Source organism: Roseomonas acroporae (assembly GCF_023223525.1).
GTDB lineage: Bacteria > Pseudomonadota > Alphaproteobacteria > Acetobacterales > Acetobacteraceae > Roseomonas_E > Roseomonas_E acroporae.
In genome coordinates, this window is the sequence record NZ_JALPRX010000073.1 from 14,595 (window position 1) to 32,555 (window position 17,961).

17 protein-coding genes and 1 pseudogene are annotated in these 17,961 nt (G+C 73.4%); 10 read left to right on the forward strand and 8 right to left on the reverse strand.

What is annotated here, in order from left to right; all coding sequences use genetic code 11:
* Positions 1-212: 212 nt before the first annotated feature.
* Together M0638_RS16655 and typA are read left to right on the forward strand one after the other, a co-directional pair.
* Entirely contained in the window at positions 213-1,016 is an 804-nt protein-coding gene (locus M0638_RS16655; protein ID WP_248668128.1) for a hypothetical protein, read from the forward strand.
* Positions 1,017-1,420: 404 nt separating this feature from the next.
* Complete coding sequence (typA, locus tag M0638_RS16660) at positions 1,421-3,250, forward strand: translational GTPase TypA (protein ID WP_248668129.1); 1,830 nt, start codon at positions 1,421-1,423, stop codon at positions 3,248-3,250.
* A 232-nt stretch (positions 3,251-3,482) separates the two neighbouring features.
* Here the strand turns inward: typA and rlmN are convergent, their stop codons facing one another.
* Together rlmN and M0638_RS16670 are read right to left on the reverse strand one after the other, a co-directional pair.
* Positions 3,483-4,694: a 23S rRNA (adenine(2503)-C(2))-methyltransferase RlmN gene (gene rlmN, locus M0638_RS16665; RefSeq protein WP_248668130.1), complete on the reverse strand. Its 1,212-nt coding sequence runs from the start codon at positions 4,692-4,694 to the stop codon at positions 3,483-3,485.
* A gap of 22 nt (positions 4,695-4,716) precedes the next feature.
* Positions 4,717-5,289 carry an invasion associated locus B family protein gene (locus M0638_RS16670; RefSeq protein ID WP_248668131.1) on the reverse strand — a complete coding sequence of 191 codons (573 nt, stop codon included), beginning with the start codon at positions 5,287-5,289 and terminating at the stop codon, positions 4,717-4,719.
* Between the two features lie 181 nt (positions 5,290-5,470).
* On the opposite strand from M0638_RS16670, the gene M0638_RS16675 reads away from it, so the two are divergent.
* The 4 genes from M0638_RS16675 (at position 5,471) to M0638_RS16690 (ending at position 9,906) form a co-directional block, all read left to right on the forward strand.
* Complete coding sequence (locus tag M0638_RS16675; RefSeq protein ID WP_248668132.1) at positions 5,471-6,715, forward strand: methyltransferase; 1,245 nt, start codon at positions 5,471-5,473, stop codon at positions 6,713-6,715.
* Between the two features lie 121 nt (positions 6,716-6,836).
* Entirely contained in the window at positions 6,837-7,352 is a 516-nt protein-coding gene (locus tag M0638_RS16680) for a YdcF family protein (protein WP_248668133.1), read from the forward strand.
* Between the two features lie 328 nt (positions 7,353-7,680).
* Entirely contained in the window at positions 7,681-8,826 is a 1,146-nt protein-coding gene (locus M0638_RS16685) for an MFS transporter (RefSeq protein WP_248668134.1), read from the forward strand.
* Between the two features lie 249 nt (positions 8,827-9,075).
* Positions 9,076-9,906 carry a PhzF family phenazine biosynthesis protein gene (locus tag M0638_RS16690; RefSeq protein ID WP_248668135.1) on the forward strand — a complete coding sequence of 277 codons (831 nt, stop codon included), beginning with the start codon at positions 9,076-9,078 and terminating at the stop codon, positions 9,904-9,906.
* Between the two features lie 31 nt (positions 9,907-9,937).
* Here the strand turns inward: M0638_RS16690 and M0638_RS16695 are convergent, their stop codons facing one another.
* On the reverse strand, positions 9,938-11,074 hold the full coding sequence (locus M0638_RS16695; protein ID WP_248668136.1) for an alpha/beta hydrolase family protein: 1,137 nt from the start codon (positions 11,072-11,074) through the stop codon (positions 9,938-9,940).
* Between the two features lie 70 nt (positions 11,075-11,144).
* Positions 11,145-11,438, reverse strand: a pseudogene (locus M0638_RS16700) (LysR substrate-binding domain-containing protein); the annotation flags it as partial.
* 247 nt (positions 11,439-11,685) lie between these two features.
* On the opposite strand from M0638_RS16700, the gene M0638_RS16705 reads away from it, so the two are divergent.
* Genes M0638_RS16705 through M0638_RS16715 form a run of 3 tightly spaced genes read left to right on the forward strand, consistent with a single transcriptional unit; the run spans position 11,686 to position 13,261 of the window.
* The gene (locus M0638_RS16705) at positions 11,686-11,946 is read left to right on the forward strand and encodes a peptidoglycan-binding domain-containing protein (protein WP_248668138.1); all 261 of its coding nucleotides are present in this window, start codon (positions 11,686-11,688) and stop codon (positions 11,944-11,946) included.
* A complete protein-coding gene (locus tag M0638_RS16710; RefSeq protein WP_248668139.1) occupies positions 11,943-12,713 on the forward strand; it encodes a hypothetical protein in 771 nt (256 codons plus the stop codon). The genes M0638_RS16705 and M0638_RS16710 overlap by 4 nt, the downstream gene beginning before the upstream one ends.
* Positions 12,714-12,724: 11 nt before the next feature.
* Entirely contained in the window at positions 12,725-13,261 is a 537-nt protein-coding gene (locus M0638_RS16715; RefSeq protein WP_248668140.1) for a hypothetical protein, read from the forward strand.
* An 18-nt stretch (positions 13,262-13,279) separates the two neighbouring features.
* On the opposite strand, the gene M0638_RS16720 is transcribed toward M0638_RS16715, so the two are convergent.
* Positions 13,280-14,191 carry a LysR family transcriptional regulator gene (locus M0638_RS16720; RefSeq protein ID WP_248668141.1) on the reverse strand — a complete coding sequence of 304 codons (912 nt, stop codon included), beginning with the start codon at positions 14,189-14,191 and terminating at the stop codon, positions 13,280-13,282.
* Positions 14,192-14,334: 143 nt separating this feature from the next.
* Between M0638_RS16720 and M0638_RS16725 the strand changes: the two genes are divergently transcribed.
* Positions 14,335-15,108 carry an SDR family oxidoreductase gene (locus M0638_RS16725; RefSeq protein ID WP_248668227.1) on the forward strand — a complete coding sequence of 258 codons (774 nt, stop codon included), beginning with the start codon at positions 14,335-14,337 and terminating at the stop codon, positions 15,106-15,108.
* Positions 15,109-15,257: 149 nt separating this feature from the next.
* On the opposite strand, the gene M0638_RS16730 is transcribed toward M0638_RS16725, so the two are convergent.
* The 3 genes from M0638_RS16730 to M0638_RS16740 all read right to left on the reverse strand — a co-directional run bounded on the left by M0638_RS16730 (position 15,258) and on the right by M0638_RS16740 (position 17,898).
* Positions 15,258-16,361 carry an AI-2E family transporter gene (locus M0638_RS16730; RefSeq protein ID WP_248668142.1) on the reverse strand — a complete coding sequence of 368 codons (1,104 nt, stop codon included), beginning with the start codon at positions 16,359-16,361 and terminating at the stop codon, positions 15,258-15,260.
* Between the two features lie 234 nt (positions 16,362-16,595).
* On the reverse strand, positions 16,596-17,141 hold the full coding sequence (locus M0638_RS16735; protein ID WP_248668143.1) for a L,D-transpeptidase family protein: 546 nt from the start codon (positions 17,139-17,141) through the stop codon (positions 16,596-16,598).
* A complete protein-coding gene (locus M0638_RS16740) occupies positions 17,122-17,898 on the reverse strand; it encodes a hypothetical protein (RefSeq protein WP_248668144.1) in 777 nt (258 codons plus the stop codon). Before M0638_RS16740 ends, M0638_RS16735 begins: the two co-directional genes overlap by 20 nt.
* Between the last annotated feature and the right edge of the window lie 63 nt (positions 17,899-17,961).

Sequence of the window (17,961 nt, forward strand, 5' to 3'; positions counted from 1 at the left end):
CCGCCCGGGACGGGTACGCCCCGCCACGCCGGAACGGCCGCGCTGCGTCCGGTCCGGGCGGACGCCCCAACCCGTCGGGGGTGGTCGCGCCGTCGGAACCGCGCGTGCGCTGAGGTGTTGGTTGGGCGAGCCGGTGGAATGGTGGCCCGCCTTCTCCGCCGCCCGGCGCGGGGCATGGCCGCCGCGCCGCCAACGAACGGGGAGCCGCAGTCATGCGCAATCGCTTCATGGTGTTCACCGCGCTCGGCACGGCATTGCTGGCGATGCCGGCTCTGGCGGCGCCGCGCGACCGCACCGCGCCGCAGGGCGGCGACGGCAGCGCGATCGGCGAGATGCAGCAGGAACTGCGCTCGCCCGGCACGCCCTGGGTTCCGGCGCAGCGGCGCGATGCCGCGGCCGCGGACGCGATGGGGCCGGAAACGCCGTTCCCGCTCCTGCAACGCGCCGAGGCGATGGTGCAGCGCGGTCGGCTGGGCGAGGCGAACGAACTGCTCGAGCGCGCCTCCACGCGCCTGCTGACCCGTTCCACCCTGGCGAGCCAGGCGGACCAGCCGATGCAGTCCGGCGCGGTGGAGGCGATCAGCCGGGCGCGGACCGCCCTGATGAGCCGCGACCGCGCCGGGGCCCAGCAGCAGATCGCGCAGGCGATGCGCATGGTCGGTCAGGTTCCGGTCGAGCCGATCACCGATGTCATGCCGCCCGCCGCGCCGCCGCCCGGCCGCGCGATGAAGCGGCTGGACGGTGCCGCCCTGACGCCGGCGTACGAGAACGCCTTCCGGATGGCCCAGGCCGGGCCGCAGATGTCGCCCACCACCGGCTCCGGCACGCGCAACGGCACGGCCGCCCAGCCCAACGTGGCGCGTCCCTCGGGCGTGCCCGGCACCGGCACCACCATGGGCACGACCGGTGCCCCGGCGCCGGGGACGGGCGGCGGCTCGATGCCGCGCCCGGGCATGCCGGGCAACAACCAGGGCGGCGGCGGCAACAACGCCGCCGGCGGCAGCACCGGCGGCTGATCCCGCCCGCGACCTCGCGCGCCGGCAGCCCTCCGGCCCATCCACCCGGCGGGGCCGGGAAGGGTGACGACAATGGCCGATAGCAGGGGGGCCGATAGCAGGGGGGCCGATAGCAGGGGGGCCGATAGCAGGGGGGCCGATAGCAGGGGGGCCGATAGCAGGGGGGCCGATAGCAGGGGGGCCGATAGCAGGGGGCCGATATCGGGGCCGCGCCTTCGGGGCGCGGCCTCCGCATGCCCGGCATTCGCCTCGGGGACGCGGGTAAGTCTCGCTTTTCAGGGCCGGGACGCCTATGTGTTGCGCCGCAACACGCCGCCTTCCCGCCTCGCCACGCCGCTGCCGGCCACTCCGCCGGTGGGAGCGCGTTGTGCTGCGGTTACCGGCCCGACCGGATGCCTCGCCCAATGGAACTCCGCAACGTCGCCATCATCGCGCACGTCGACCACGGCAAGACCACGCTGGTGGACAACCTGCTGAAGCAGGCCGGCGCCTTCCGCGCCAACCAGCAGGTCGCCGAACGTGCGCTCGACCGCAACGACCTGGAGCGGGAGCGGGGCATCACCATCCTCGCCAAGTCCACCGCCGTCGAGTGGAAGGGCGTCAAGATCAACATCGTGGACACGCCCGGCCACGCCGATTTCGGCGGCGAGGTGGAGCGCATCCTCTCCATGGTGGACGGCGCCATCGTGCTCTGCGACGCGGCCGAGGGCCCGCTGCCGCAGACCAAGTTCGTGCTGACCAAGGCGCTGGCGCGCGGCCTCAAGCCGATCGTCGTCATCAACAAGGTGGATCGGCAGGACGCCCGCCCGGACGAGGTCCACAACGAGGTGTTCGACCTGTTCGCGGCGCTCGGCGCGACCGACGAGCAGCTCGACTTCCACACCATGTTCGCCTCGGGCCGCCAGGGCTGGGCCGACATGAGCATGGACGGTCCGCGCAAGGACCTGTCGCCGATGTTCGACCTGATCCTGAGCCACGTGCCGGCGCCGAAGGTCGACCTCGACAAGCCCTTCGCGATGAACGCCTCGATCCTGGAGAGCGACAACTTCCTCGGCCGCATCCTGACCGGGCGCGTCGAGCAGGGCACGGCCAGGGTCAACATGCCCGTCCGCGTGCTGCGCCAGGACGGCACGGTGGTCGAGAGCGGCCGCCTGACCAAGCTGATGACCTTCTCCGGCCTCGACCGCGTGCCGGTGGACGAGGTGCAGGCGGGCGACATCATCGCCATCGCCGGCCTCTCCGACGCCACCATCCCCGATACCATCGCCTCCCCCGAGGTGACCGAGCCGCTGCCGGCCATCCCGGTCGACCCGCCGACCCTCTCCATGACCTTCCGCATCAACGACGGCCCGCTCGGCGGCCGCGAGGGCAAGAAGGTCACCTCCCGCCAGATCCGCGACCGGCTCTACAAGGAGACCGAGGGCAACGTCGCCATCCGCGTCAAGGACAGCGAGGAGGCGGACAGCTTCGAGGTGGCCGGGCGCGGCGAGCTGCAGCTCGGCGTGCTGATCGAGCAGATGCGCCGCGAGGGTTTCGAGCTGACCATCGGCCGCCCGCGCGTGCTGACCCGCGAGAACCCGGAGACGGGCGAGCGCGAGGAGCCGTTCGAGGAGTGCCTGGTCGACGTGGACGAGGGCTATTCCGGCGTCGTCGTCGAGAAGATGTCGCAGCGCAAGGGCGTGATGCAGGACATGCGCCCCTCGGGCGGCGGCAAGGTGCGCCTCACCTTCCACATCCCGAGCCGCGGCCTGATCGGCTACCACGGCGAGTTCCTGACCGACACGCGCGGCACGGGGATGATGAACCGCCTGTTCCTCGGCTACCAGCCCTGGGCCGGCCCGATCGAGGGCCGCCGCAACGGCAGCCTGATCTCGAACTCCGACGGCGAGGCGATCCAGTACGCGCTGTTCTACCTGCAGGAGCGCGGCACGCTGTTCGTCGATCCGGGCGTGAAGGTCTATGTCGGCATGATCCTCGGCGAGCACAGCCGGGAGAACGACCTCGACGTGAACCCGATCAAGGAGAAGAAGCTCACCAACATCCGCGCCGCCGGCAAGGACGAGGCCCTGCTGCTGACGCCGCCGCGCCGGATGAGCCTGGAGCAGGCCATCGCCTACATCGAGGAGGACGAGCTGGTGGAGGTCACCCCCTCCGCCGTGCGCATCCGCAAGCGCTACCTCGACCCGCACGAGCGCAAGAAGCACGCGCGCCGGGCGGAGAGCGAGGCGGCCTGAGCCGATACGCGGGTGCGGGGGGCTTCGCCCCCTGCGACCCCGACCAGGGAAGGCAGGGCCTTCCCTGGACCCATCCGCCAGGGTCGAACATGCGTTCGACCAGGTTCCTGGACCTCCGCTGGCGTTCGGGCCTCGATGGTTCGATTCGAACGGAGTTTCCAAAGGGGCTTCGCCCTTTGGTGGGGTCCAGGGGCAACGCCCCTGGCGGGGTTCGGGGCAGCGCCCCGATGCCCTACGCCTGCCGCTGAGCCCGCCGCTCGCTCTCGGTCTTGAGCTGCCCGCACGCCGCCAGGATGTCCCGCCCGCGCGGCCGGCGGATCGGGCTGGCGTAGCCCGCCTCGTTGAGGATGTCGGCGAAGCGGCCGATCACCTCGGAATGGCTGGTCTTGTACGGGCTGCCGGGCCAGGGGTTGAACGGGATCAGGTTCACCTTGGCGGGGATGCCGCGCAGCAGGCGCACCAGCTCGCGCGCCTCGGCCTCGCTGTCGTTCACGCCGCGCAGCATCACGTACTCGAAGGTGATTCGCCGCGCGTTGGAGGCGCCGGGGTAGCGGCGGCAGGCGGCCATCAGCTCGGCGATCGGGTACTTGCGGTTCAGCGGCACGATCTCGTCGCGCAGCTCATCCGTCACCGCGTGCAGCGAGACGGCGAGGCCCACGTTCAGCTCCGCGCCGCAGCGGTCCATCATCGGCACCACGCCGGAGGTGGAGAGGGTGATGCGCCGGCGCGAGAGGCCGATGCCCTCGCCGTCCATCAGGATGCGCAGCGCCTTGGCGACGTTCTCGTAATTGTAGAGCGGCTCGCCCATCCCCATCATGACGACGTTGGAGAGCAGCCGCGTGGCGCCGTCGGTCGGGCTCGGCCATTCGCCGTAGCTGTCGCGCGCCGCCATGAACTGGCCGACGATCTCGGCCGCCGAGAGGTTGCGCACCAGCCTCTGCGTGCCGGTGTGGCAGAAGCGGCAGGAGAGGGTGCAGCCCACCTGCGAGGAGATGCAGACGGCGCCGCGATCCTCCTCGGGGATGTACACGGTTTCCGCCTGCTGCCCGTCGCGGAAGCGGAACAGCCACTTGCGCGTCTCGTCGGCGCTGGTCTGCACCGTCGCGACCTCCGGCCGGCCGACCACGAAGCGCTCCGCCAGCCTGCGCTGCATGGGCTTCGCGATGGTGGACATCGCGGCGAAGTCGGCGGTGCCCTGGTGGTAGATCCAGTGCCAGAGCTGCTTGGCGCGGAACGGCTTCTCGCCGATCGCCACCATCTCGGCCGCCAGCTCCTCGCGCGAGAGGCCGACCAGGTCGCGCCTGCCGTCCGCCAGCGTCGCCTCGGGCGGCGCGAACAGCGCGGTCTTGGCCAGGATGCGCGCCGCCTCCTCCGCGCGCAGCCCCGCCTGCGCCTCGGAGAGGGACGCGGCGGGCGGGGCGGCGGGCGGGGTCAGCGCGTTCATGGCGGGGCTCGGATGGGGCGGCTCAGCGCCGGCCGGAAGAAGGGCCGGGGGGCGGGCACTCGCGGCTGATCGCCTCGTAGGCGGCGGTGAAGCCGTTGAGCGGGAAGGTGTCGGAGGCGGTGCCGCGGCCGTTCGGGCCGGGGCCGCTGGTCTTCGCCTCGCGGCCGCCCCGCATGGCCGCCACGGCGGCGCGGCCGTCGCGGGCGAAGGCGCTGTCGGCGGCGGTGTAGAAGGGCAGCTCGGTGCCGCCGATGGTCATGGTGACCTCGGCGTTGCGCGGGAAGGAGTAGCCGGCGCGCACCGCCACCTGGTCGCGGCCCTGCGGCCGCTGCGTCACCAGCAGCAGCACGTTCTGGCGGTTGCCCGCCCCCTCGGAGCGCGAGGCGCGGGTGAAGGCGTAGCAGACCTTCTGGCCGCCCTCCATGTGGGTCGCGGCCGTCCAGTCGCCGAAGGTGCCGAGGCGCGCCGGCCCGCCGGCCGGGCGTGCCGGCGCGCTCGCGCCGGACTGGCGCGACTGCGCGGCCACGGGCGGCGCGGCCGCCAGGGCGAGGGTGAGGATGGCGGCAACGGTCGGGGCAAGGTCGGTGCGGCGCATGGGCGCTAGATACGGCGCGACTCCGGCGGCAGCAACCGCCGGGCGGCCTTTGGCGACCCACGGCACGGCAGGCATGCGGTTTCGCCTCCCCGAGGCGTTCCGCCTCCCGTCGATCCGCTCTAGAAGCACCCCACGGCGCGCGGCCGCACGGCCAGCCCCCCACCCACCCCGACGGAGCGGCATGACCGACGCGCGCGACGCCCAGCTTTCCGCCCAGTACGAGGCCTATCCCTACCCGGCGCGCGACCCGCGGCAGGAGGCGAAGCGGCTGGTGGTCGGCAGCCCCAGCCACCTGCGCGAGATCGACCACTGGATCTTCGGCGCGCGCCGCCCGGCCGCGCGGCCCCTGCGCGCGCTGGTGGCGGGCGGCGGCACGGGCGATGCCACGATCATGCTGGCGCAGCAGATGCAGTCGGCTGGCCGCGCCGGCGAGGTGGTGTGGCTCGACCGCTCCGCCGCCGCCCGCCGCATCGCCGCGGCTCGCGCCGAGGCCCGAGGGCTCGGCAATGTCCGCTTCGTCGAGGGCTCGCTGCTCGACCTGCCGGATGCCGTCCCCGGCTCGCCCTTCGACTACATCGACTGCTGCGGCGTGCTGCACCACCTGCCGGACCCGGCGGCGGGGCTCGCGGCGCTGGTCTCGGCCCTGGCGCCGGGGGGCGGCATCGGGCTGATGGTCTACGCGCCGCATGGCCGCACCGGCGTCTACATGATGCAGGACGCGCTGCGCCTGCTCGCCCCGCCCGAGGAGACGCCGGCCGCGCGCGTCGAGGCGGCAAGGCGGCTGTGGAAGGGGCTGCCGGAGACCAACTGGCTGCGCCGCAACCCCTACCTCTCCGACCACCTCGACGGCGGCGATGCCGGCCTCTACGACCTGCTGCTGAACCCGCGCGACGTGGCCTTCACCGTGCCGGCGCTGGAAGCGCTGGTGCGCGGCGCCGGGCTGCGCATCGCCTGCCTCGTCGAGCCGCTGCGCTACGACCCCGACACCTACCTGACCGACCCGCGCCTGCGCGCCCGCGCCGAGGCGCTCGACCCGGTGTCGCGCGCCGCGCTGGCCGAGGCGGTCGCCGGCAACATGGGCATCCACATCGCCTACTGCGTCCGCGCCGACGACCCGGTGGCGGCGCCCCCCTGGGACTCGCCGGACGCGGTGCCGGTGCTGCGCGAGCTGGACGGGCCGACGCTCGCGCGCGGCCTGCCGTCGACCGGCGCCATGCCGGTGACCTTCGACGGTATCCGCGTCACCGTGCCGCTGCCGCGCCTCGCCGCGGCGATCCTGCAGCGGGTGGACGGGGTGCGCAGCATCGGCGCGATCGGCGACGAGCTGGCGGCGGCCGGCACCTCCCGCGAGGCCTTCGCGCGTGACGTCGCGGCGCTGCGCCGGGCGCTGGAGCCGCTGAACCGAATGCTGCTGGCGGCGCCTTGAGCGGGGCCGGGACGCGCGGCGAGGCAGGCGCCGCCCCGACCGCCCCCATGATGGTCGGTCCCACGGCGGCCGGACCGGGAAGGATCGGGCCGGGAAGGATCGGGTCGGGGAAGGCGGGCGCGTGACCGCGCCGGACACCGTCATCGTCGTCTTCGGCGCCGCGATCCGGCCGGACGGCACGGCGAGCCCGACGCTGCGCCGGCGCATCGAGGCGGCGGCGGCCTACGGCGCGCGCCAGGTCTCGCCGCTCTACTGCGTCACCGGCGGCCAGGGCCGCTACGGCCCGCCCGAGGCCGAGGTGATGGCGGCGCTGCTGCGCGACCACGGCGTGCCGGAAGCGGCGATCCTGCAGGAGCGGACGGGCCTCGACACCCTCTCCTCCGCCATCGCCTGCACGCACCTGCTGCGTGGCATGGGACATGCAGGCCCGGTGCGCGTGGCCACCAGCTTCTACCACCTGCCGCGCTGCGTGCTGCTGCTGCGCCTCGCCGGGCTGCGGGCAAGGCCGGTGCCGCCCCCCGCGACACCGGCCGGCATGAGCCGCTGGGGCATGTGGTACTGGCGCCTGCGCGAGGTGCCGGCCATCCCCTACGACGCGCTGCTGATGCTGTGGGCCAGGCTGCGGGGGCGGGTTTGAACGGACGAGGCTTGCGGCGGACCGGTCCGGCGGCCATGGCGGAACGGGTGCCGCTGCGCATCCGGGCACCGGGGAAGGCGCCGCCTTCTCCGTACCCCATCCGTCCCCCGGGGACGGCCTTGCCTTCCCCGGCCCCCATCCGCCCCATGGTCCCTTGGAAGGGCGAAGCCCTGCTGGACCTCTGTTCGTTTGGGTTCGGGCTGTCGCAACCGCCGGGCTGCCCTTCCCGGCACGGGGGATCCAAGGGGGCTTCGCCCCTTGGCGGAGGGTGCAGGGAGGCAGCGCCTCCCTGCCGGGGTCCGGGGCGGAGCCCCGAAAGGCCCGCCTGTTGACCGCCCCCTCCCTCCTCCTGCTCTCCGCCGGCGGCTTCTGCGCCAGCGCCGGCATCCGCCTGCTCGACCCGCTGCTGCCCATGGTGGCGCGCGACTTCGGCGTGGCGGTCGGCCAGATGGGCGCCGTGGTGGCCGCCTTCGCCCTGCCCTACGGGCTCAGCCAGGTCGTGATGGGCCCACTCGGCGACCGCCTCGGCAAGCTGCGCATGGTGGCGGTGGCGCTGCTGCTCTACGGCCTCGCGCATCTCGCCGCCGCCTGGCTGGCGGGCAGCCTGGGGGCGCTGGCGCTGCTGCGCGCGCTGGGCGGGGCCTTCGCCGGGGCGGTGATGCCGCTGCTGCTCGCCCATCTCGGCGACACCGTGCCCTATGCCGAGCGGCAGGCGACGATCAGCCGCTTCCTGACCGGCTCCGTGATGGCCTTCCTGCTCACCGGACCGCTGGTCGGCGTGGCGGGCGAGGCGGGGGGCTGGCGCCTGGCCTTCGCGCTGTTCGGCACCGTGGCCTGCCTCGTCGGCGCGCTGCTGGCCTGGCGGCTGGGGCCGGCGCTGTGGCAGCCGGCCGGGGTGGCGGGGGGCGGCGGCTTCCGCTCCTATCTCCGCCTGCTGCGGCAGCCGGCGGGTCGGCGGTTGCTGCTGGCGGCGTTCCTGGATGGCGGGCTGCTGGTCGGCGGCGCCTTCCCCTTCATCGGCTCCTTCCTGATCGAGCATCTCGGCCACACGGCGGGCGAGGCGGGGCTGGTGATCGCCTGCTTCGGCTTCGGCGCCTTCGCCTACACGCGGCTGGCCAGGCGGCTGCTGGCGCGGCTCGGGGAGTCGGGGATGCTGGTGGGCGGCGGCGTGCTGATCGGCCTCGGCCTCGCCGGCATCGCCGTGGCGCCGGCCTGGTGGGTGGTGGCGCCGATCCAGGCGCTGCTCGGCTTCGGCTTCTTCCTGCTGCACGGCACCCTGCAGGCACGCGCCACCGAGGCGTTGCCGGAGGCGCGCGGCACCTCCGTCTCCGCCTTCGTGATGGCGCTGTTCCTGGGGCAGAGCCTGGGCTCGATCGCCTTCGGCGCGCTGATCGGCGCGGTCGGGTACCGCGCCGGCTTCGGGATCGGGGCGGCGGCGGTGGGGCTGTTCGCGCTCTGGGCGCGGCGGGGATAGGCGGACAGGAGGGTGTTCCGGAAGGCGGGCCGGCGCAGGCGGCGGGCCCCGGCGCCGCCGTTGCGTCCCGCGCGGCATCCGGGGTCGGCGCGGTGTCGACCCCGCGCGGCAGCCCGCCGGACCTCGCGGTCCGCGCGGGAAGGCTCCGCGCTGGACAGCCGGCGCGCCCCGGGGCCAGCCTGCGGCGGCGGGCCGGTGCCGGCCCCGCCCCGGCGCCGCGCCAGGCCGCCGGGCATCCGGTGAGGTCCGATGCGGCTGCCCCTGTTTCTCGTCGATGCCTTCGCCACCCGCCCCTTCGAGGGCAACCCGGCCGCCGTGGTGCCGCTGCCGCGCTGGCTGCCGGACCCGGTGCTCCAGGCCATGGCGGCCGAGCACAACCTCAGCGAGACGGCCTTCCTGGTCGCCGGGCCCGAGGGCTGGCAGCTGCGCTGGTTCACGCCGCGGCAGGAGGTGCCGCTCTGCGGCCACGCCACCCTGGCCAGCGCCTTCGTGCTGGCGACGGAGATGGGCGAAGAGAGCCCGCTGCGTTTCCACACCGCCTCCGGCCTGCTCGGCGTGGCGCAGGAGGAGGGACGCTTCGTGCTCGAGTTCCCCGCCTGGGCGCCGGTGCCGGTGGCGGCGCCGCCTGGGCTGGTGGAGGCGCTGGGCGCCACGCCGCGCGCCGTGTGGAAGGCGCGCGACTGGATCTGCCTGTTCGACAGCCCGGACGAGGTGCTGGCGCTGCGGCCGGACCATGCGCGGATCGCGGCGCTGCCGGATGGCGAGCCGGCCCCCGGCGTGCCGCCGCAGCCGGCCCGCGTGGCGGCCACGGCCCCCGGCGCGGGCTGGCGGGGCAGCGAGTACGACGCCGTCTCGCGCTACTTCTCGGCCAAGGTCGGCGCGGCGGAGGACCCGGTGACGGGGGCGGCGCACACCCAGCTCGTGCCCTTCTGGGCGGACCGGCTGGGGCGGGAGCGTCTGGTCTGCCGGCAGGCGAGCGCGCGCGGCGGCACGCTGTGGTGCGAGCGACGGGGCGACCGCGTGCGGCTGGGCGGGCATGCCGTGCTGTACGGGCGCGGCGAGGTGCGGGTGCCGGGGTAGGGCGCCCGGCTGGGTGGCGTGCGCGGCGCGTTCAGGGCGTCACCGGATCGAGGCGTGCCGTCGCCCGCTGCCTGCCCGCCTCGTAAGTGATCCGGAACGCGTTCCCGGGCAGCGGCTCCAGCAGCAGCGAGACGCCGGGCCAGGGCTCAGCGGCCAGCGCGTCGCCGCGATGGCCGATCGCCGCCTCGGCATAGCCACGGGAATCCGCGTCCTTCCAGGCATAGACGAGCCGCCCGCTGTCCAGCACGACCATCGCGTCCGGGCCGTCCGCGCCGAAGCGCCCGCACCAGCCCGCGGCACCGGGCGGCAATGGGCCGGGCAACAGGAAGTCCAGGGTCGTCCACTGCTCGGGCGGGACCTCCGGCGCGGTAGGCGTGGCGGCGAAGCCGGCACGCAGGGCGGCCAGGTAGTCCGGCAGAAGCTGCCGCCAGTTGGCGGGGGCGAAGGTGTGGTGCCCCTCGATGCCGGGCTCGCCGGGATAGTCACGCCAGCGCTGCGCGGGGCGGAAGCGGCTGCTCCATTCGAAGATGTGCCTGGCGCCTTCGGGGAACACGAGCGTGTCGGTGCGCAGATGCTGGAACAGCACCGGCGCCGTGATCCGCGCGGCAGCGTTGGCGATCGGGCGGATGCTCGCCTCCATGTGGCCGTAGGCGGCGCCGGTGGCCTGGGCGATGACACCGCCATAGGGCCGCTGCGCCGCGGCGAGCAGAGAGACCACGCCGCCATGGCTGCCGCCGGTGATGACGCAGCGCGCCCCGTCCACGTCCGGTCGCGCGCAGGCCCAGTCGGCGGCGGCATTGGCATCCCCGGCGCGGCCCAGCAGCATCTCGAAGGTGGCCCTGGTGCCGCGCCGCACCACGGCCAACGGGTCCGGGCCCGCCGAACCGCCATAGCCCCGGCCTTCCGGGAACAGGGACAGGACCCCGCCAGCGGCGCTGCGTGCCCAGGCCGGGTTGTCCGGGTCGATGGTGGGGCGCGACGGATCGCCAGTCGGCGTGCCGTCGGCGCCCATGCCGATGCCGGAACCGTGGTTCTGGACCAGCAGCGGGAACGGCCCCGGGCCGGGCGGACGGACGATCCAGACGACGAGATCGAGACCGTCGTGACGGTGGACGTGGCGTTCGAAGACGACGCCGTGGCGTTCCAGGATCAGGGGCATATCGGTCATCGGCACCACCCACGCCTGCGGCCATTCCCTGACCGATCCGAGCACGGCGCGGGGTGCGCCGTCACCTGCCTCACCCCCCGCCCGCCCCCAGCACCCGCGCCCGCAGCAGCGGCACCGGCCAGTCCAGGAAGGTCCGCAGCCGGCGCGACAGGTGCCGGTGCGGATAGACGAAGGCGAGCGGCATCGGCGGCGCGGCGTGGTCGGGCAGCACCGCCACCAGCTCGCCCGCCTCCGGATGCGCGCGCACGTCGCAGGCCGGCACCTGGATCAGCCCGAGCCCGGCGAGGCAGCAGGCGATGCAGGATTCCGCGCGGTTCACCGTCACCCGCCGTGGCGGCGACAGGGTGCGCACCTCGCCGCCCCGCGCATACTCCCACGGCTCGACCCGCCCGCTGGCGGGCGAGGCATAACCGACGACTTGGTGCCACCGAAGACATCTTCGTTACTTATTCGTTCTGACATGCCGCCGAGCGTCAAGATTTATCATAAATATTCCTATTATAGGAAAATTTACTTGGCCTGCTCCAGCCTATACCGTATGCTTCGCGGCAGATTTCCGGAGTTTGTTCATGCCTCTCGCAAGCTCTATAACCCCCCCCCCCCCGACATCTTTGCTCATTGACGTGGTAGGGAACGGCCAAACCAACCATCCCAGGGATATTCTCTGGACCAAGGCTGCCCTGTGGCATTTGGGGCGTTATCGCCACCATGGCGAATTGAACCATTACATCGATCGCATGCTGCACGAGGCGATCCAAGCCTACCAGCGTGACCGCGGCTTGCGTCGGGATGGCTGGATCGGCCCGAATGGCGAAACGGAATGGACGTTGCGGGTCGAGCTTCATCACTGCCGTTCGGAGATCCGGCGATGAGCGACTGGATGGAATCGCTCCGGCCTTCTCTCGATCCTGACGAACAGGAACTGTCGGATGCCCGTACCTTTTTCGATCGGACTCAACTCGGCTTCGATGCCGCGGCGGCGCTGAGCCCAGGCTTCAGAACCGCCGCGGAAAATCTACGCCGCTATCGCAGCGGGGTCGGTGGGCGGCGCGACTACACAAGCGAGGAGATCGCGCAATTCGATCCGCTGATGGCGCAGGAAGATCGCAACCGCAGCAGAATGGAGCGGGGTACATTTGTCGGAAGAACGCGGGCCAATTCCCAAGTCACGCGCCTGAGCAAATTGAACGATGGGGAGACCCTCGCCTTCGAAGACGGCTACGATGCCGCTTACCCCACGAGCAATAACGAGGCGGCTCAAAGCTTGCCTGGCAGGTTGGAGAGAATTGCGGACACCGCCGGGAGCATCATAACCAATCCGGCGACCTACCTCGCTTTCGGGCAGAACAACGTCGCGTCCCGCGGCCAATTCAGCGCTCGGCGGGATGGGAACCGTCTGTTAATCCGTGGGACCGTTTCGCACGGCTTCGGTAATACCGAGCGGGGGACGGATAGCGAGCCGTTCGACTTCCACGCCGGCCAGCCGGGCGGCGGCGAGGCCGCCACGCTGGAACGCGCCGGTGAGGCACGACCCTTCGACATGGCCTATCGGCGGCAACAGGATGTCGAAGCAGAAGCCGAGTACAACCCCGATGGAACACTGACCCTCAGGCGCGCAACATGGGGGCCGGTTCGCTGATGAGGAAGGCGATGCGATGGGCCGTGTGGCTGATCGTTCCCGGCCTCATGGCCGGCATGGCGATGGTCATCCTGCTCTTCGTCGTGCCGGACAGGTACAGCCCCACCTGTTGGGACAGCAGCAAATTCGACATGGGGTTGAGGGGGCCTTTGCGCCCGCAGGCGCTATTGCTTCTCTCTCGCGCGATGATGCAGCATGGACTCGGCTTCATCATCCGTGACAACGCCATCTACCGCACACCGGTGGACAGCCGGGAGTTCTTCGGCTCAGGCGATCCGCGCGACATGGCGCGCCGATACGGCCCGGACTACATGGATCGTGCGGATTTCGAGTCCATCGTTGTGCCGGCCATCGTCCAGTCGATCGCGCGCGGCGTGCATGCGGAAGGCATCTACTATCCGCCGCCGCCCGCGCTCGTCGAGCGGCTGAGCCGGATACCGCCCCTCGCGAGGTCAAGGCCCGACTGGGACTACCGCCTTAGCGACTGCGACGTCATGCGTCTGGCCCTGATCGAGGTCGAGAAGTTGGCGGAACCACCGCCACGATAGGACGCGCCGTCACCCGCCTCACCCCCCGCCCGCCCCCAGCACCCGCGTCCGCAGCAGCGGCACCGCCCAGTCCAGGAAGGTCCGCAGCCGGCGCGACAGGTGCCGGTGCGGATAGACGAAGGCGAGCGGCATCGGCGGCGCGGCGTAGTCGGGCAGCACGGCCACCAGCTCGCCCGCCTCCAGATGCGCGCGCACGTCGTAGGCCGGCACCTGGATCAGCCCGAGCCCGGCGAGGCAGCAGGCGATGTAGGATTCCGCGCAGTTCACCGTCACCCGACGCGGCGGCGACAGGGTGCGCACCTCGCCGCCCCGCGCATACTCCCACGGCTCGACCCGCCCGCTGGCGGGCGAGGCGTAGCCCACCACCTGGTGCCCCGCGAGGTCGGCCGGCGTGCGCGGCGTGCCGTGCCGCGCGAGATAGTCGGGGCTGGCGCAGCTGACCAGCGGCAGCGCGCCGACCGGGCGGGCGATCAGGCTGGTGTCGCCGAGCGCGCCGACCCGGATGGCGGCGTCGATCCCCTCCTGCAACAGGTCCACCGGGCGGTCGGTGACGCTCATCTCCAGCGCGATGCCGGGATGGCGGGCGAGGAATTCCGGCAGCGCCGGGGCGAGGACGAGGCGGCCGAAGCGGCCCGGCACGGTGATCCGCAGCCGCCCCTGCGCCGGCGCGCCGTCCCGGCGGAACAGCGCCTCCGCCTCCTCGTGGTCGCCGAGCAGGCGGACGCAGCGCTCGTAGAACAGCGATCCCTCCTCGGTGAGGGCGAGGCGGCGGGTGGTGCGGTGCAGCAGCCGGGCGCCGAGCCGCACCTCCAGCGCCTGCACCGCCGTGGAGACCGAGGAGCGCGGCATCCGCAGCGTGTCGGCGGCGCGGGTGAAGCTCTCGCATTCGACGACGCGGGCGAAGACGCGGAGCTGGTCGAGGCGGTCCATGGCCGGATTGTTCGCGATCCACGACAGGTCCTGTCAAGGATCGCGGGTTTATGCGCGGCGGCCGGAAGATCAGGTTGCGATCCATGGATGCGCCCGCCGGGCCATCCCGCACTCGGAGAGCCGGACGCATGACCGATCGCAGCATCATGGACCACAGCATCAAGGGGAAGGTCGTCCTCGTCGCCGGCGGCGCCAAGAATCTCGGCGGGCTGATCGCGCGCGACCTCGCCCGGCAGGGCGCGGGGGCGGTGGCGATCCACTACAACAGCGCCGCGACCGAGGCGGCGGCGCGCGAGACCCTGGTGGCGGTGCAGACCGCCGGTGCCGAGGCGGCGCTGTTCCAGGCGGACCTGACCGGCGGCGCCGCCGTGAAGGGGCTGTTCGCCGATGTCGTGACGCGCTTCGGGCGGCCGGACATCGCCGTCAACACGGTGGGCAAGGTGCTGAAGAAGCCGATCGTCGAGACCACCGAGGCCGAGTACGACGAGATGGCGGCGGTGAACGCCAAGAGCGCCTTCCTGTTCATCCGCGAGGCCGGGCGGCAACTCGCCGACAACGGGAAGCTGGTGACGCTGGTCACCTCGCTGCTCGGTGCCTTCACGCCCTTCTACGCCACCTATGCCGGCACCAAGGCGGCGGTGGAGCACTTCACGCGGGCCGCGGCCAAGGAGTTCGGCGCGCGCGGCATCTCGGTGAACGCGGTGGGACCGGGGCCGATGGATACGCCCTTCTTCTACCCGGCCGAGGGGCAGGACGCCGTGGCCTACCACCGCACGGCGGCGGCGCTCTCGGCCTTCTCGAAGACCGGCCTGACCGACATCGAGGACGTGGTGCCCTTCATCCGCTTCCTGGTCTCGGACGGCTGGTGGATGACCGGCCAGACCGTGCTGATCAACGGCGGCTACACGACGAAGTAGCCGGGCGGCCGGTGCGACGCGGGGCGGCGGCCCCGGGTCGGCCGGTCCGGGAGGGTGGCGGGCCCCCAGATCACTCGGTTCAGATCACCCGGTTCAGATCGCCCGGCCCAGATCCGGCCGGTCCAGCCACCCAGTCCAGACCGCCCGGTTCAGGGCGCCGGACCGCCGGCGGCGGGCTGTTCCCTCGCCCGCACCGTGGCCACCGTTTCGCGCGGGCCATCCTCGAAGGCCGGCAGCGCCTCGGCCGCGTCGTCCTCGTCGCCTTCCACCCAGGCCTGCACGTAGCCGCGGCGCATCACCACCAGCGTCGCCGCGATCAGCGGCGCGGCCAGCGCCAGCCCCATCAGGCCGAACAGCGCGCCGAGCAGGAATTGCGCGGCCAGCAGCATGGCGGGCGGCAGGTCCACGGCGTGGCTCTGCACGTAGGGCGTGACGAAGTCGCCCTCGATGACGTGGATGGCGAGGAACAGGCCGATCACCCAGAGCGCCAGGGTGGGGTCCTGCGCCAGCGCCATCAGCACCGCCGGCGCGCCGGAGACGAAGGCGCCGACCACCGGCACGAAGGTCAGCAGACCGGCCAGGAAGCCCAGCACCGCCGCCAGCGGCACGCCGAGCGTCCAGAGGCCGAGGAAGGCCAGCAGCCCCACCAGCACCATCGCCACGAGCTGCCCGGCCAGCCAGCCGCGCAGCGTGCGCCCGACCTCCGCCAGCACGCGGTCCACGCGCCGGCGCAGCGAGGGGGCGAACAGCATCCGCAGGCCGCGCAGGTAGGGGGCCGGGTCCAGCGCCAGATAGACCGCGATCAGCAGGAAGAACACCGTGTCGCCCAGCGCGCTGAAGGTGCCGAACACGGCGCCCGCCGCCATCTGCGCCGCGCGCTCTCCCTGGCTCTGGAACTGCTCCGGCTGCACCCAGCGCAGCAGCGCGCCGCCGATGCTGGTGTGCGACAGCCACTCGCGCAGCCGGGCGAGGCTGTTCGGCAGCTCCTGCATCAGCCTGTCGGCCTGCGCCTGGAGCTGCGGCGCCGCCAGCCAGCCCACCAGCCAGAGCACCCCGAGGACCGACACGGCGACCAGCAGCAGCGCCAGCTTCTCCGGGATCTTCAGCCGCAGCGCCAGCGGATCGGCGAGGCCGCGCAGCGCCACGGCGAGCAGGATGGCGGCGCCGAAGAGCAGCACGGCGTGCGATGCCAGCACCAGCAGCACGGCCAGGAAGGCCAGCAGGATCAGGACCGTGTGGCGGGCGTGCGACATGCGGCGCCAACGGATCGGAAACGGTGCGGTTGCAACCGGCATCGCGGCGGGCGGATCGGCGTGGCAGGCGCCGCGCAGCGCCCGCCCGGCCCCGCGGCTGCGGCGGGCCGCGATTTGGGCGGGCCGCGATCCGGGCGGGGCAGCGGCCGACGCCGGCGGCGCGGAAGCCGGGGAGGCGCCGCCCCGACGGGCCGATGCGGGCAGGGTACGGGATGGATGTCCCGCTGCCGGTCCTCAGGCCGCCAGCACCTGCAGCCCGGCCAGCCCCGAGGCCAGCAGCCGCCGCAGCTCCGCCTCCGGCAGCGAGACGCAGCCCGCCGTGGGCGCGAAGTCGGGTGCCGCGACGTGCAGGAAGATGGCGCTGCCGCGGCCGCGCACCGGCGGGTCGTCGTTCCAGCCGAGTACGCCGATCAGGTCGTAGAGGCGGTCCTCGCGCCACAGCTCCTCGTGGCTGGCGGCGAAGGGCAGTCGGACCGGGCGGTTGTAGGCGGGGTGGTCGGCATCGTCGCACCAGCCGTCGTCGCGCGCGATCGGCTCCACCGGCACGCGGCAGGCCGGCGGCGGACCACGGTCGGCGCGGTACAGCACCCGGCGCAGCACGAGGCGGCCGGGCGGGGTGCCGCCATCGCCCTCGCGCTTGTCCGGCTGCACGCCGGTGCGGCCGATGGCGCAGCGAAGCACGGCGCCGTTGTAGCTCAGCCAGGCGGCGCTCGGGCCGCCGCCCCCGGCGGGATCGGGGACGACGATGCCGAAGCCCGGCTCAGCCGGCGCGGCGGGCATGGATCGCGTAGGCGGCGCGGATCTGCGCCTCCATGGCGGGGTCGGTACGCAGGCTCATGAGCATCTGTCCCAGTTCGGCGACGGCGACGGCGCGGCCAGCCGCGTCCTGCCCCGTCGCCGGGTCGGACACGGCAGCGCTGGAAGCGACATTAGCGGCTGCCGGGACGGCCATGGCAACCGGGGCCGTGGCGGCCGCCGGTTCGGGCGGGGGGCGCATCGGGCCCGGCCCGGCCCCCGGCGGGACAGGATCGCCGGCGGCCGGGCTGTCGGCGGGCAGGCCGGCGGGAGACGGGCCGACGGCGGGGAGGCCGGAAGCCGCGCCCCGGGCGGCGGATGCCGTGCCGCCGGGCGCCTCGGCCAGCGCGCGGTTCGCGGCGCCGTCGAGATTGGCGAGCACGGTGGCGGCGTCGCCGCCCGGCGTGCCGCCGATCGCGGCGGCGAGGGTCTGGATGGGCCGGAACTGCTCCAGCGCCGCGCCGGCCGCCGCCAGCACCATCCCGAGCGGCCCGCCGAACAGCGCCGCGCCGGCCACGCGCATCGCGGGCGGCGCCTCGTCGCCGGTGACCGCGCGGTAGATCGTGCCGACCACCGGCAGATGCTGCAGGGGGTTCAGGCCGCTCAGGAACTGGTCGAAGGTGAGGTTGCCGGGGATCGGCGCCGCCGCCTCGTCGTCCAGGGGCGGGCCGCCATCGGCGGGCGGGGGCACCGCGCCGGTGATGGGGTCGCGGCTGGCTAGCCGGATCGGGTCGGTCAGCATGGGAGCCTCGGCAGGGCTGGCGGCGGGCTGGAGGACGAGGATCACGCCGCCGGGTCGGCGGCT